Origin of the sequence: Flavobacterium sp., assembly GCF_046293665.1 — a bacterium.
Lineage (GTDB): Bacteria > Bacteroidota > Bacteroidia > Flavobacteriales > Flavobacteriaceae > Flavobacterium.
Genome location: NZ_JBKBOL010000007.1, coordinates 56,204 through 70,014, shown reverse-complemented (window position 1 = coordinate 70,014; position 13,811 = coordinate 56,204). Strand labels below are relative to the sequence as shown.

Annotated in this window: 9 protein-coding genes and 1 tRNA gene; 7 read left to right on the top strand and 3 right to left on the bottom strand. The window is 40.4% G+C overall.

What is annotated here, in order from left to right; genetic code table 11:
* Window positions 1-22: 22 nt before the first annotated feature.
* From ACK4R1_RS10825 to ACK4R1_RS10805, 5 genes are all read left to right on the top strand, one after another.
* Window positions 23-97: transfer RNA gene (locus tag ACK4R1_RS10825), tRNA-Val, on the top strand.
* A 1,078-nt stretch (window positions 98-1,175) separates the two neighbouring features.
* Window positions 1,176-1,901, top strand: coding sequence for a hypothetical protein (locus ACK4R1_RS10820; RefSeq protein WP_409686725.1), 726 nt, complete (start codon window positions 1,176-1,178; stop codon window positions 1,899-1,901).
* Window positions 1,902-2,419: 518 nt separating this feature from the next.
* Window positions 2,420-2,980, top strand: a complete 561-nt coding sequence (locus ACK4R1_RS10815) for a helix-turn-helix domain-containing protein (protein WP_409686723.1) — start codon at window positions 2,420-2,422, stop codon at window positions 2,978-2,980.
* Between the two features lie 98 nt (window positions 2,981-3,078).
* On the top strand, window positions 3,079-4,575 hold the full coding sequence (locus ACK4R1_RS10810; protein WP_409686721.1) for a MauE/DoxX family redox-associated membrane protein: 1,497 nt from the start codon (window positions 3,079-3,081) through the stop codon (window positions 4,573-4,575).
* Between the two features lie 88 nt (window positions 4,576-4,663).
* On the top strand, window positions 4,664-4,933 hold the full coding sequence (locus ACK4R1_RS10805) for a hypothetical protein (RefSeq protein ID WP_409686720.1): 270 nt from the start codon (window positions 4,664-4,666) through the stop codon (window positions 4,931-4,933).
* 48 nt (window positions 4,934-4,981) lie between these two features.
* On the opposite strand, the gene ACK4R1_RS10800 is transcribed toward ACK4R1_RS10805, so the two are convergent.
* From ACK4R1_RS10800 to ACK4R1_RS10790, 3 genes are all read right to left on the bottom strand, one after another.
* Window positions 4,982-7,447 (bottom strand): S9 family peptidase, encoded by a 2,466-nt coding sequence (locus ACK4R1_RS10800; RefSeq protein ID WP_409686718.1) that lies wholly within the window; start codon window positions 7,445-7,447, stop codon window positions 4,982-4,984.
* Between the two features lie 92 nt (window positions 7,448-7,539).
* Window positions 7,540-8,916, bottom strand: coding sequence for a RagB/SusD family nutrient uptake outer membrane protein (locus ACK4R1_RS10795; protein ID WP_409686716.1), 1,377 nt, complete (start codon window positions 8,914-8,916; stop codon window positions 7,540-7,542).
* 16 nt (window positions 8,917-8,932) lie between these two features.
* Window positions 8,933-11,947: a SusC/RagA family TonB-linked outer membrane protein gene (locus tag ACK4R1_RS10790; RefSeq protein WP_409686714.1), complete on the bottom strand. Its 3,015-nt coding sequence runs from the start codon at window positions 11,945-11,947 to the stop codon at window positions 8,933-8,935.
* A gap of 653 nt (window positions 11,948-12,600) precedes the next feature.
* Between ACK4R1_RS10790 and ACK4R1_RS10785 the strand changes: the two genes are divergently transcribed.
* Window positions 12,601-12,876: a hypothetical protein gene (locus tag ACK4R1_RS10785; RefSeq protein ID WP_409686712.1), complete on the top strand. Its 276-nt coding sequence runs from the start codon at window positions 12,601-12,603 to the stop codon at window positions 12,874-12,876.
* 139 nt (window positions 12,877-13,015) lie between these two features.
* Complete coding sequence (locus ACK4R1_RS10780; RefSeq protein WP_409686710.1) at window positions 13,016-13,795, top strand: hypothetical protein; 780 nt, start codon at window positions 13,016-13,018, stop codon at window positions 13,793-13,795.
* Window positions 13,796-13,811: the final 16 nt, after the last annotated feature.

The following is a 13,811-nucleotide window of genomic DNA, read 5'->3' as shown; positions in this document are numbered from 1 at the left end:
CACTCGCAATCAAGCGCAAGACGGGCGATTAGCTCAGTTGGTTCAGAGCATCTCGTTTACACCGAGAGGGTCGGGGGTTCGAATCCCTCATCGCCCACAAAGAAAACCGATTAGGAAACTAATCGGTTTTTTTATTTTATAGCCGTGTCAAAAGTTCACTTTTGTAAGCGGATAGAAAATAAAAAAACAAGGCTGAGCATCAGCCACAGGTTTTCTTTGTTCAGGGCACCACAGAAAGGGATCACCGTAGGTAATCCTCATCACTCACAAGTATTTAAAATGTAATGCCGAATGTCCACTGGACATTCTCCTCTTAATATCAAATCTCATCGCCCACCGAGAAAAACCGAAACTTTCGTTTCGGTTTTTTTATTTTCTGACCATGTCAAAAGTTCGCTTTTGTAAATGGTCAGAAAATAAAAAAACAAACACGGCTGATTGCCGTGTTTTGGTTTTTATCGTTTAGGGCAACCCAGAACGGGATCACCGGAGGTAATCCATTCCTGCTAAGATTTTAAAGCGAACTAAAGTTCGCATACCTGAAGCCCACCGGGCTTCCTCCTCTTAATATCAAATTTTTAATGTCAACTTTTTAATTTACTTCTTCGCTTCGCTAGGGTCAAATCTATTTGACATAATGCATGTTTTGATACACTACTCATACACTAAGTAGGGCTTTCCTATGGACTAGCTATACACTAGCTATACTTCAGGGAGGTGAAAATGTGACGATTTGAAACGAACTAAAGTTCGGGTACCTGCCTACCGGCAGGCAGGCCTGAAGCTCACCGGGCTTCGTCCTCTTGATATCAAATTCTTAATATCAAACCTAAAATAACTACATAGGTTATTAAATAAATCCTATTATAGTGTAAAACAGTAATTAACTCTAGTCAATACCCTTTGCCTAGGATACTCAATTCTATTGTTAACAGTAGATGTTTTTGGTTATTATGGTTATAGATCAATAGAAATGATTATTGGTATTTATTGGTATTTATTGGTAATTATAGACGATTTCTTACACTCTCTGTTTGAGAATTAGATTCTTAGTGTAATCTTTGGTGTTCATTATTTAGATTTTAGTTGCAACGATAATCGGAATGAGGATCAATGAAAATGAATATTAATCGTAAAAATTTAAAATTATGGCCAGACAAAGAGGACCATTAAAGGTGCAGGGCACCTTGGGTGACATCAACTTTTATAAAAGTCAGGATGGTTACCTTATCCGCGAAAAAGGCGGTGTGAGCGGAAAGAGAATTAAGAAGGACCCCGTTTTTCAGAGGTCGAGAGAAAATGCGATGGAGTTTGGCAGGGCTGCACGGGCCGGTAAATTATTGAGAATGGCGGTGCGACCACTACTGCTGAATTCTGATAACCGCGTTGTGAGTAGGTTGCATGGACAAATGATGAAAGTACTTCATGCTGACATGAGTAGTGCTCGAGGACAAAGAAATGTTGTTGATGGTGATTTGGGTTTGCTTACTGATTTTGAATTTAACAGTAGGTCTCCGTTGGGTTCGACGTTTTATGCACCCTACTCAGGGACTATAGACCGAATGAGCGGAACTCTAACACTCGAGATTCCGGCTTATGTTCCGACGGAAATGATTATGGCACCAGATGGTGCTACGCATTATAAAATCATCAGCGGTGGCGCTGAGCTTGATTTTGTGAATCGGACTTTTGTGGTTGACACTAATGAAAGTGCTGTGTTGCCGTGGAATGGATTGCCTACTGTGGCTTTAAATCACAGTCATCAGGTAACGGCTGCCAGTACTCATCCCCTTTTTTTGGTTTTGTGCTTGGCGTTTTATCAAGAGGTTAACGGGGAAATGTATGCTTTACAAGATGGTTCGTATAATAGTTCTGCTGTGGTGAAGGTTAGCAAGGTTTAACTAAGGTATTGTTGCCAGAAATTGCCCTCGATGAGTTTTTGCTCATTGGGGGCTTTTTTTAGTTGTGGAGTTGTGAGTTGTAAGTTGTGAGTTAGGAGTTAAGAGTTAAGAGTTAAGAGTTAAGAGTTAGGAGTTAAGAGTTAGGAGTTATGGGTTGTGAATTGTGAGTTGTGAGTTGGAAGCAGCGCTTTGACTACCGATAGCTATCGGGACAGGGTGGCAATTTCCTACGATTTTTATAATTGGCTCGCAAAGCCGCGGAGGCGCAAAGAATTTTATTTTGTACTTTTTTATTAGTGATTTTCCTTCTGCAAGCTCAGTAAGACAATGTTGTGGAGGTTGAATTTTACATGTTGAGAATTTTTCTGTGAAATATTTTATTTATTGGCTTTTTGCTTGCTAATTAGGGTAGGTAATTCCCGAATCGCACACTATAGTGTTTTATTTCGGTAATTTTATTTTTTAGTTTTGGTTCTACTTTCCTGATTTCTCTCCGACTATTTCATCTCTTTATATTTATGCACCCGTCAGAAAACCAAGAACGGATTAAAGCCATTTACCGTATGCTGTTAGCCATTGCTAATGGTAACTTGAGGTATCGAATGGTGTTGGTTGGTGCCGATGACTCTTTTAATGCTTTGGTGACCCTGCTCAATCAGGTGGCGGAAAAACTAGAGGAAATGAATTATTCCCATCCGTATAGTCTTAGTAAGACTGATTTGGCGATTTCAAGTGACACCAAATTACTTATGGTTCAAAAGGTCCTTGACTACATTTATAATAACTTAGAGGAACCCCTGCCCTCTACAAGGCAACTGGCACGAATGTTTGGCACCAACGAATTTGCTTTAAAAGAAAGTTTCCGGAAACTGCAAAAGACGAGCATTTATCAATTTTACAATGATGAACGGCTGAAAAAAGCTCATTTGCTTATTGAGGATACCTCACTTCCTTTTAAAGATATTGCCCTTAGTTGCGGCTTTAGTGATTATCCCAGCTTCTTAAAAGCATTCAAGAAAAAATACCACTATTCCCCAAGTAGCATAACCAAAGAAAACGGTTCAGGTCTGATTTCATAAGCACACTCCGCTTTTACCTGAAAAAACTCCAAAATTAACCTTTTGTAAAGGCTTTAAATTCAAAACTTTACCACAGTAAATATCAAAACACTATTGTGATGAAACTTTCTGCTTCTTTTAAATCCGGGTTTATTTATGTTGTTGTGCTGTTGCATATGGTGTTGTATGTGTATGCGGCGGTTAATAAGATATTGGATTTTGAGAATTTTCAGGTGCAGTTGGGGCAGTCGCCGTTGTTGAGTGCTTATGCAGGGTTTGTTTCTTATGCTGTTCCGGGGATTGAGTTGGTGATTGTGGGGTTGTTGTTTTTTGGTGGGACACGGTATTTGGGTTTGTATGCTTCTTTGTGTTTGATGGTGATGTTTACCACCTATATATTTATCATGCTACATTTTAGTCCGTTTGTGCCTTGCTCCTGTGGCGGGATACTTGAGAAACTCAGTTGGAACCAACATTTGATTTTTAATGTTTCATTTTTCATACTAAATATAATTGCTTTACTACTACACGACAATCCAAGAAAAGGATTGCTATTTAAAAGAGGATCTACTTTGGCCGGTATGTTTTTGGGGATTGTCGTGGTGGTGGTATTGTTTTTATTATCTGAGAATACTATTCACCATCGTAATAACTTTATAAGACGCTTTCCGAAACATCCGACTACAGCCAAAAAAAGCATAGAACTTCCCTATTCCTCCTATTACATCGCCGGATATGATGCCAAACATATTTACCTCGGCAATCGCACAGCACCACTATTAGTGACGGTTTACGATCTTCAATTGACTAAAAAGAAAGAAGTTCGTATTGATTTACCCCGAATGGATTTTCAATACAAAGCACCCAGATTGACTATTAAGCCACCCTACTTTTACTTTACTGATGGCACTGTTCCTTGTGTTTTTGTTGGCGATACTCTAACCTGGAAAGCTGAATTGAAAAGTCATCAAAATGATTATTTCAGTGCCTTCTTACCTATTAACCAGCAAACTGCCGTGGTAAGGGCTATAAGTTCCAAAACAAAAGAAAATGTGCTTGGGTTATTGTCGTTTGGTGAAGAAAATAAATTATCCTTACACCAAAATCTTCTTCAAAAACAAGTCGATGGCTTATTTGATACTAGTGGGCTGCTCACCTACAATGGACAAACCCATCAAATTATTTATACTTATTTTTATCGCAATCAATTCCTGATTACGAATCCAAATCTTGCACTTCAAACGACAGGAAAAACTATTGATACCATCAGCAAAGCTCAGGTTAAAGTGGCTAAAATCAAATCGAAAAATCAAAATGTATTGGCTGAACAGCCACTATTGGTCAATCGGCTCGTGGCTAGCTATGGTAATTATCTTTTTGTTAATTCAGCTCTGATGGGTAAATATGAGCCTAAAATCATGTGGGGCAAGGCTTCCATCATTGATGTGTATCATCTTAAAAACAACACTTACGCCTTCAGTTTCTATATCTACCATAAGCAAAATATAAGTATGGATGAGTTTATTGTAATTAACGATTATGTTGTCAACCTCAACGGTAAACATCTCACCGTGGAACGATTAAAAACTGATTATTATAAACCTTGGTCATTATAAATTCCTTTATGACAATATACAGCGCAGTATCAGGGGAAGACCGAAAACCTGTAACAGAGTAGGTCATCAACTATTAAATATTACTATTATGAAAACAACGTTTTTAAAACCCGTTTTTTCTTTATTTGCTGTGGCTTTTGCCATTTTTGCAGCATTTGCTTTTAGTCCGGCTCCCGAAGCAGGTGCAGTGGTCGATATCTGGGGACACAACCCGGAAGACGATTGTGACGTAACCAGTACTTTGTGTACTGATGACGATACCAAACCGCAATGCCGCATAGGTACCAGCGGTGCTTTTCTTTATGATATGAACGGCCAAACCGACTGTGTCATTGAATTGTACAGAAAAGTAAATTAGCAAAAAGAGAAGCCGAAACGAAATCGTTTCGGCTTCTTTACTAATTCTCTACTGTGCTTTTTCTTTTAGGTAAAAATCAAACCACTCTTTAATTTTCCTTGTCAAATCCTTTTGCAATTTGGGGTCTTTTACAGTATGCCCTTCATTTTGGTAAGCAATAAAAATATTCTTCTTCCCTAGTCTTCGCAAAGCCAAATGAAATTCCAATCCTTGCGTCCAAAGGACATTATTGTCTTTCTTTCCTGCCCAACTTAACAAAGGTGTTTGACATTTTGCTGCATTGGGGAATGCAGAATTCCTAGTATAGGCCTCCCAGTTGTCAAAGGGTGAAAAACCCATTCTCATTTGTTGCGATTCGTAGCGCCAAGCATTATAGCGTCGCCCTTCTGTCAAATAGTTAAAGTAACTCGAGGTCAAATTGGTGTTGGCGGAGGCACTGACTGCCGCTGCAAAAGCATTCGTCTGTGTAATGATAAAGGCGCTTTCATATCCTCCAAAGGAATGACCAATAAGTCCAATCCTATTGTCATCGACTATACCCCTACTTTTAACTTTATCTACAGCAGCCACCACACAATCTAATGCTGACAGCCCTACTTCACCCGGAGTATAAACTATATCCGGAAACAACACAAGATATCCATCCAGAAAATAGTTGGCCGCATTAAAGCCTATAACATCATATTCGGTTGGAGCAATGTAATCATGAAATTCGTAAGATTGCTTTTCGTAAATGTAAACCACCATAGGGTACTGCTGACCCGGAACGTAATCAGCCGGTTTGTATAGAATGCCCTTTAACGGTACACCCTCCTTATTTTGATAGGATATTAATTCCGCCTCTCCCCAGCTGTAGTTTTTGGCCAATGGATTGGATTGGAAAACAGTTTTTGCCGGTTGACTGCCTTTAAAGTGCATTAGCTTTGGCGGGTTTACCGCAGTTTCCTCCACAAAAATATAATCCTCGGTATGCGCTGCTTTTTGCACGTTGTTTTTTCCCGAATTACTAAAGAGGACTTTTGATACTGAAAAATCGGGGTTCATTTTGTAATAGCCACTTTCACCGTTATCAGACCTTGCGTATAAAAGCAATCCCTTGGAGAAATCAATGTCCCTGACCAAGTATTCGTCTTTATATTGTTTTCTTGCTAACGGATACAATTCTTCACACATTCTAAATTGCACGTTCATCTCCTTCCCTCGTGTAATCCTTCTTGCAGAATAATCAAGGACATTAATAAGCCACAAGTCGTAGCGGTCATACACTATAAAGTACTTTTCGTCAGCCGACCAGCCCGGACTATAATACGGATAAGGTGGTCCGGCTTCATAGCGTTGGTGGTCAGTAACGGCAATAGGGATAGTTGCGGTTGCGTTTTGATGCCTACCTTTTCGAATATCATAAATCCACCAATTTCTTTCCTTGTAATAATACAGGTAGTTGCCCTTTGGCGAGACTCCGGTCATGCCGGGTGCTGTAGTGTGCTTGGTCAACCATAATTTTTCTTCTCCCGACTCCATATTTTTTAAATACATATCCGCCGGAGCTACATGCCCATACTGGGGTTCATACTGCTTGAGGTCGTAACAAACGGCATGTTTGCCATCAATGGTTAGCATGGCATTCGGACGTTCATTGGTACCTATCAGCACCACTTTATTCTCTGCCGGAATCCATGAGGCTACTTTGTTCAAGGGTTTGGGGTCGCCATACAACTTGTTCCAGCCGTATTCATACACCGTGTCTGTATCCCAAACTTCAAAGGATTGTTTGACCTCTTTCTTTTTGGGTTCGCTGTAGCTGAAGAAAACCTGACTCCCGTCACTTGAAAATCGTAGCGCGGCGTTTCCTTCTCCGAAAATCACCTGGCCTTTTAGCATCTGACTTTCAAACGGATTTAGTACGCTAGTTTTATGGCTTTCTAAATTGTAGTGGTAAATCTTGAAAGAGACAATATCATTGGCTTTTGTCATCGGTTCCAGAAAACAAATGGCATTTGCCGCATCATTCCACGTTAGCTTTCTGTAGCCTGTATCAGAAAATGGCAGCTTGGTTGTTGCTGCCTTATGGTAGTATTGCACCGCTTGCTTTGACACCATGGCAATTTTGCCGTCTTTACTGATTGCCCACTCGCTACAGTCCTCAAAAACGGTTTCACGACCGGTATCCAAATTGAATACCGTGAGCGTCTGTTCTTTTTCGGTTTTACTTACAATCGCCAAATCCTTTTCGGTAAACTCATAGTCTATTACGTCTAAGTAGGTCCTTTCTTGATTATTACCAAGGTCCCGTATTCTGAGTTTGCCTTCCTTTTCTACCAACGCCAAATACTTCCCGTCTTTGCTGAACGAACCCTCCTCAGCCTCAGGAAATGCGATTCTTTTCTTTCCTTGGCTTTGCTGTACAAAAAGGGTGTCTGCTCCGTAATCATAATTGAGTTTGTAACTTACCCATTTGCCATCGGCAGAAATTTTTTCGTCCACCAACCTACTCCATTTGGCATAGTCGGCCACGGTTAGCTGTTTTTTGGTCTTATTTTGACCTAAAGAGGGTACCGCCTGTAAAAGCGACACCATCATCATCAACACATACATAGTCTGTTTCATTAGTATCCGGGATTTTGGGGTAATAGGTTATTGTTTAAAAGCAGTTCGGTCGCCGGTAGCGGAAAAAGCAAATCGGTAGCCTCCCAATTGGGTTTGATTGGGGATAGCACGGCCGCAGCCTGCCCTGTTCGTTTTAAATCAAACCAACGGTGCCCCTGCTCTGTAAACAGTTCGTATTTTCGCTCTTTGGCTACGGCTGCCAGCAGGTCGGTTTGTGTTACTGCTGTTGTGGCCGGCAATCCTGCTTTAGTTCTTATTTTATTAATGTCAGCTTGCGCTCCACTTACATTGTTAAGCTGTGCATAGGCTTCGGCTCTGATTAAATACTGTTCGGGCAGTCTGAACAAAATGGTGTATTCTTCTGATGTTGCCGTGGCACCGGTCTTTTTGTATTTGTAGGACATGTGCCAATTCACCCCGCCGGTAGTGATTGTGCGTACCCAATTGGTTCGTCGTAAATCTCCGGTTTCAAAGGAGGCGACGAACTGTGGCGACAAAAACGGTTTAGATGGCGGTCCGCTGGAGTAAATAAAAGTACGACCATCTTTGGCGTTTAAGCCCGGAGTACCGGGATGCAATGCCAATATGGTGGAAGTTGATTGGCGCAGGAACTCCGTGGCAGGATTGTTCACCCAAACATAGGTTGGATTGTCAATAACGGCTGTTGCTTTAGCGGCGGCATTCGTCCAATCTTCTCGGTACAGATACACCCTTGCCAGTAATGCCTGCACAGTGGCTTTATTGGCACGAACCCGCTCTGTGGATGGATAGGTGTTCGTTAACAACGATTCTGCCAATAAAAGGTCGACCGATACTTTTTGCAACACCTCGTAGGCAGGTGTTTTCCCTATGGTTGCATTTGTCACATAATTGGTGGTGGTCACATACGGAATGTCGCCAAAAACATTGATCAGGTAAAAATGGAGGTACGCTCTTAAAAAGTACGCTTCACCGGTCAGTCTTTCCCTATCTGCCGTGCTGATTGCCGTAGCGCCTGCCAATCCTTCCAGTACCATATTGGCAGCATATATTTCTGTATACGTGTTGGCCCATAATGGTTTTAGCAAGCCGTTTGACGGCACCATGGTGTGGTCATAAAATTGTGCAATATCAGCGTTTTGAGCGGTGAACTGCATTTCATCCGAATAGCAGGAGAGCAATACCGAGACCCCACCCAGTGTGCCACTGACCATTCCTAGTTCTCTGATATGGGCGTAAATGTCGGAAACAGCCGCTTCTGCAGTCTCCACATTTTGATAAACATCGGGTGTCGTCAGTTGTGATTGTGGTGTATCCACTTCTGTAAAATCGGAACAACCTAAGCTGCTGCAAAGCAGAAGGATTGCCATTAGACTATTGTAAATTTGTGTTTTCATCGTTTGTTTTTTAAAGTTAGAATCCCAATTGTACTCCAAGTGTGAACTGTCTTAGCGGTGGTAAAGAACTCATCGACTGGTTTTCGGGGTCAATGCCTTTGTACTTTGTAAAAGTCAAGAGGTTTTGTCCCTGCAGGTAAATTTTAGCGCTTAGTGCTTTAGACCATTTGGAAGGCAGTGTATACGCAATACTCATGCTTTTTAATCGAACATAGGAAGCATCACTTACGGTTGCATTACTGTCGAGTAAATTATAGTATGCATCCACCGCTGAACCATTCTGTCCGGTAGTATATATCTGTGAGGCACTCGCAGTACCATTAGATGGAAAATGACTGGTAAAATCGGCAGGAAGATTTGCCATAGTACCAGCCAGCGGTGATGTTAAGTAGTAATTTCTGCCCTGTTGCTTTACCAATTGGAAAAGGAAATCCAGACTCCAATTTTTATAATTCAACTGATTGGTAATACCTCCATAAAATTCGGGTGCTGTATCCATAATGGCTTGCTTATCGAGAGTAGAAATCTGACCGTCGTCATTATAGTCCCTAAAGGTATAAGTGCCTGTCACCGGGTCTATACCAGTATAGTCGTATCCTTTGGTAATAAACAATGATTCGCCCACAACCAGTAAATTGGCATAAGTGGACAATTCAAGATTAGGGAACGCAACAAGCTTGTTTTTAGGTGCCGTAAAGTTTATATTGGTAGTCCAGGAAAAGTCTTTGCTTTTAATATTTTCTGTTCGCAACTCAAGTTCAAGGCCTGTGTTCTCTACTGTTGCATCAAAATTAGACTGTATTGTTGGGAATCCTGTAGTCCCCGGAAGCGGAACACCAATTAACTGATTGGCCGAGCGGTTTTTAAAATAAGCCGCTGAGAGGAAAATTCTATCCTGTAAAAATCCAAGTTCGGCCGCTACTTCCCATTTTGTATTGGTCTCCCAACCAAAATCGGGATTGAACAAGCGTGCGGGAGTTAATCCTACTACTCCATCGTACAAATAAGGTGAGACTTGGTAGGTATCTAAATATTGGTAATCCCCTATTTGGTCATTGCCCGTGGTGCCATAACTGGCTCGTAGCTTGCCGAAGCTCAAAACGCGCTTATTGTCCTTCAGTCCTTTTTCGTTACTGAAAATCCAAGCAGCACCGATAGCGCCAAAATTGGCAAAGCGGTTCGCCGTCCCGAATCGGCTTGAGCCGTCCCGTCTTCCGGTAAAGTTTAGTATGTAACGATTGTCCCAATCCAAGTTGAGTCTCGCAAAAAGTGCACTGTATCTATAATCAGTAACCGTGTGGCTCAGCACTCGTACTGTAGTAGCGGCAGCCAAACTATTAATTAGCGCATCACTCGTAAAGCCCGAACCTGTCTGCGCCAATTTGGTCGATTTCTGACTTTGGAACGTGGCACCAACTAAAATTTTACTGTCTAGCTTACCCCATTTCTTACCATAGTTTAACTGGGGTTCGACAATATAGGAACGTCCGTTTCCTGCATTCACCATTAACAAAGCTTCGTGGTTTGCCGTATCAAAGGGGCTGTAAGTACTCAAGGGTACCGTTACATTTTGTGAGGTATGTATCTCATTGTACCCTATAGCGGCTTTGGCTTCCAAACCGGGCATTATTTTATAGGATAATGTCGTATTAGCAATTAAGTTTTGATTCGCGGTAATATAGGCGCCTTCAATCGTAGCCAAGGGATTGATCCACGTGCCATTCTGCCAGTTTAGGTTGCCGTTTTCGTCGTACAGTGCCGGGGCATTGGGTGCTAAGGTATAGGCGCGCGAGGTTAGGTCTCTTCCCGGCAAGGTGTTTTTATCACCGGTATAGTCGGCCGAAAAGTTTATACTGAATTTATTGTCCTCCGATTTATGGTTAATACTGCTGTGTATTGCACCTCGGCCAAAGTGCGCCTCCCCCGGAAAAACGGTTGATTCCTTGCGGTAGGTGCCACTCACCAGGAATTGGGTGTTATTACTACCGCCAGATACCGACGCCTGTGCACTGCTAATATTGGCTGTGCCTCCTATGAGTTCTTTGCGCCAGTTGGTATAGCGGCTCTGGTCCCAATTTCCGTTAATGTCATGAGCATTGGCTGGATAGGTTGCTATATTATCATTGGCAAAGGCTTCGGTACGCATTGCTAAATACTGTTGCGTATTCATCATGTCCATCTCTAGGGCAACCTTGCCTACTGTTGAAAATGCGTTTACCATAAAGCTTGTCTTTCCTGCCTTGCCTTTTTTGGTCGTTATCAGTATTACCCCATTAGCCCCGCGAGATCCGTAAATGGCCGTAGCATCGGCATCCTTTAATACTTCGATGCTTTCAATATCGGCCGGATTGATGTTATTAAGCGGATTGGTCAAGCCAGTAATCGCAGCCGAGGAAACCGTATTGTCACCAAGCGATTGTGACGAGTAAGGCACTCCATTGATAATATATAATGGGTCGTTACCATCGGAGCGGATACTGTTTAATCCGCGTACCTGTATGCTGAATCGCCCCCCGGGCAAGGCTGAATTTTGAATAATGTTAACCCCTGATAATCGCCCTTGCATGGCTGCCAGCGGATTGCTCACCGGTTGCTGCTCTATATCTTTGGCCGTTATCTTGGCTATACTGCCGGTGCGTTCCTTGTCTTTTACGGTGTAGTAACCTGCATTTATGGTTACCTCTTGTAAAGTAGTGGCGTCCTCCGTCATCGTAATATTGATCACACTGTTTGTTGTAACGGCTACTGTGGTTTCCTTGTAGCCTATGTAGCTAAAAATAAGTATATCTCCTTCGGTCGCTTGGATTGAATACTTTCCCGTTGTGTCCGTGATTGTACTTTGTGTAGTGGATTTCACGGTAACGGTAACGCCGGGCAGTGCTCCGTTGGCATCTGATACGATACCACTAATGGTTTGTAGTGTAGTAGGTTTTGGACTTTGAGCCAAACAAGTGAGGCAGAAAAGATATACCCATATTAAAAAGGCATAGCCAATTACTGTCCTACCCTTGTATAATGAAAATTTATTCATAATATTGGTTTAGTTTAATTGAACAATAGTTTAATAAGCTTCGGCTTCCTATACTAGTTTGGCGACGAGGTAGGAAGTCTTTTTTTTGTTTAATTGTGTTTGTTATACCATAGGCTATAGGGTTTACTGATTACTACTTGTTTTAAGAATTAGATGTATAATTCATCTTTGATAAAAAGCTGCCCTAACGATTACTAATTCCAATAACCAAACTCAAATGAAACAACTAAACCATTTGTAATTATTACTATGGTTGTCAGGGCAGACTTTAAAAAATATATAACAATCAAGACTACGAGAGAAGTAAACATAACTTATCCCTCAATTACTTGTTACTAATAAAAAATGGTGAATCTATGAGCGGAGTAAACGCAAAAAAGGCATGGAACTCAGCTTATTGTATCAGAGGTACTGGTATACCGGGGAACAATAAGTGAGCCCACGCCCTGGAGCGTGAGCATTGGCACTTATCTTCTCGTTCCTATAAAAATTACCAGTTTTCTGATACGAGATTCAAAGCGAATGCTTCAATATTGTATTTGAAGAATCGCAAAATTAATACTATTTATAGCATTATGCTGACAAATATAAATAATATTACCGACATATATGTCGTTGTGTTAAACTTTTTTTCTATGTCAATTTGAATTCAAATGAAACAGATAAAAAATATACAACTCTTAGCAGCTATAAGAAAGGTTTTACAAGACCTACGTGCAGAAACTGCACTCACACAAGATGCTATTATAACAGATATATTTGATTCTAAAAATGTAACTATCAATCTAGCCAGGATTGAAACCGGCACTGGAAATATATCTCCAAGTACTTTATTTCTTTTATGCGAATATTATAAAATTTCTATTTCTAACTTCTTTAAAAGAGTTGAAGAAGTTGACAAGAAACTTAAAATTACAGATAAAAAATAGAAGGTGCCTCTGGCACTTTTTTTATGCCTTACAATAAACAGTTTGTAATCCTTTTTGTATTTTAGCAATTTCAACTGTGAATGGAAATCATATGTGAAAATTAGTTATATGCCATTTATTCACAAACCTGATGAAAAAGATGCCAATCGAAAAACCGACACACCAAACTGCACCAGTAAATGAAATTACTGAAGATTTCAAGATTGTACGATATCTTGACATTATAAAATTTTTATCAATGCTACAAAATGAATCTATTTTCTTTTGTAGGTTGGATAAGCTTGAAGACAAATTTGAGGGAACATCTCCTAAACCGAATAGAGAACACCATGAAAACTATTTTCGTGATATATACAGACATTTATCACCTAATAATGAGAGCGAAGAGGAATTTGTTACGAAGAGCCTGCATGAAAGGATTGATATGGAAAATCGATTTAAAAAATTATGCTGTATTTCATGTTGGAATAAATTTGAAAATGAATCTTATGCAATGTGGAAAATTTACTCAGACATGAATAAAGGAATAATGATTACTTCTTCCATAGAAAACTTGTACAAAGCATTTCAAGAAACTCCTGAAATAGTGCAATTGACCAAAATTGATTATATAAATCACGAAACTGATTTTATTCCCAATCCGGGAAATCTTAACTCGCCAGTTTTACATAAGCACATAGCCTATTCTTTTGAAGAAGAAATTCGTTTACTGCACACAGTAAGTAAGGTTGACAGTTGGGATTATGATTGGGATTCTGAAAAAAATAAAAATGGAAAGAGTTTAAAAATCAACCTTGATTACCTCATAGACGAAATTGTGTTAAGTCCTTTTGCAGAACCATGGTATTTTATGATGATAGAGAATTTAATGGAAAAGTATGGACTGAAGAAAAAATTGAAATATTCGATATTAAAATAAACGGCAATTCAAAATT

Coding starts and splice junctions, on each gene's coding strand:
- ACK4R1_RS10815 (WP_409686723.1), top strand. CDS start 2,420: ATGCACCCGTCAGAAAACCAAGAACGGATTAAAGCCATTTACCGTATG.
- ACK4R1_RS10810 (WP_409686721.1), top strand. CDS start 3,079: ATGAAACTTTCTGCTTCTTTTAAATCCGGGTTTATTTATGTTGTTGTG.
- ACK4R1_RS10805 (WP_409686720.1), top strand. CDS start 4,664: ATGAAAACAACGTTTTTAAAACCCGTTTTTTCTTTATTTGCTGTGGCT.
- ACK4R1_RS10795 (WP_409686716.1), bottom strand. CDS start 8,916: ATGAAAACACAAATTTACAATAGTCTAATGGCAATCCTTCTGCTTTGC.
- ACK4R1_RS10790 (WP_409686714.1), bottom strand. CDS start 11,947: ATGAATAAATTTTCATTATACAAGGGTAGGACAGTAATTGGCTATGCC.
- ACK4R1_RS10785 (WP_409686712.1), top strand. CDS start 12,601: ATGAAACAGATAAAAAATATACAACTCTTAGCAGCTATAAGAAAGGTT.
- ACK4R1_RS10780 (WP_409686710.1), top strand. CDS start 13,016: ATGCCAATCGAAAAACCGACACACCAAACTGCACCAGTAAATGAAATT.